A 1027-nucleotide genomic window follows, 5' to 3' on the forward strand; every position below is an offset into this window, starting at 1 on the left:
TGGCCGAGCCTTTCCTCAATCTGGCGTTGGCGACCGGTCTGTTCTGGATCGCCTTCGCGCGGCTCGGCTGCTTGCCAACCTGGCACCGGATGCCGGACTGGTCCTACGGTGTTTACATCTGGCACTATCCTGTAATGCAGGCCGTCCTAGTGATGAAACCCGGGGCAGGCGCGTTTGAAACAGGGCTCGCAGCACTCGTTGTCACGATGCCGATCGCCGCGGCGTCCTGGCATTTCGTCGAACGCCCCAGCCTGTTCCTGAAAGTCTCTGCGGCTCGGCTTTTCCACGCCACCCGGTCAACGTGATTGCCCTTGTGGGCATGCAACGCCGACTTTGAGATCGTTTCGTACTCTTGACGACGCCCATTGGCAGGTCTTGGCAAAAGCGGCGAAGTAAGCGTAAGGCGTATTGACAGCCCCTCTTTTTCGATTATATTGGTGATGAGGAGGACGACCTCCCCCCTTTTTGGGGATTAGCTTGACCAGGACGGCCTGGCCCAGATTTTTTGGGAGAGGCCAATGTCATGGTTTATGCTTGCTGCAGCTGGAGTGCTGGAGATCGTTTGGGCGATCGCGATGAAGCAGTCGCTTGGCTTTAGTCGGTTGACGCCTTCACTCATCAAGGTTTCTGCCATGTTGGCGAGCTTCTGGCTTCTTTCTGCTGCTATGAGGACTATTCCTCTAGGAACTGCTTATCCTATTTGGACAGGCATAGGGGCATTGGGGGCGTTTATTGTTGGGGTCATCTTTTTGGGTGAGACAATTAATATGACTAAGCTTGCAGCAGTATTGTTTATTGTTTTGGGATTGATTTTAATAAAACTCTCTAATTCTTGAACAAGAATGGCTTCGACGTGGCTGCCCGAACTAATTGTGTGGTTGATTGGTTAAGTATGATGAAAGATGCTGATCGCGTCGATTCACAACCGGTTCATAGGGACGCCTACTGGATAAAGATTTGTTCCATCGCGACCTTCAAGGTTTTGATGATAGTGGAGATATAATTCTCTTGAATCCGGTGACCGGCT

1 protein-coding gene and 1 pseudogene are annotated in these 1027 nt (G+C 51.8%); both read left to right on the forward strand.

From position 1 onward, the window contains the following. Positions 1-305 (forward strand): annotated as a pseudogene (locus tag PKF00_RS43875) (hypothetical protein); the annotation flags it as partial. A 213-nt stretch (positions 306-518) separates the two neighbouring features. Next, positions 519-836: a DMT family transporter gene (locus tag PKF00_RS43880; protein WP_271187914.1), complete on the forward strand. Its 318-nt coding sequence runs from the start codon at positions 519-521 to the stop codon at positions 834-836. Positions 837-1027 lie beyond the last annotated feature (191 nt).

It is taken from the genome of Streptosporangium carneum, from assembly GCF_027922005.1.
Taxonomy (GTDB): Bacteria; Actinomycetota; Actinomycetes; order Streptosporangiales; family Streptosporangiaceae; genus Streptosporangium; species Streptosporangium carneum.

What these genes read in the sequence shown, in the direction of transcription:
- PKF00_RS43880 (WP_271187914.1), top strand. Translation starts at nt 519, where the DNA reads ATGTCATGGTTTATGCTTGCTGCAGCTGGAGTGCTGGAGATCGTTTGG.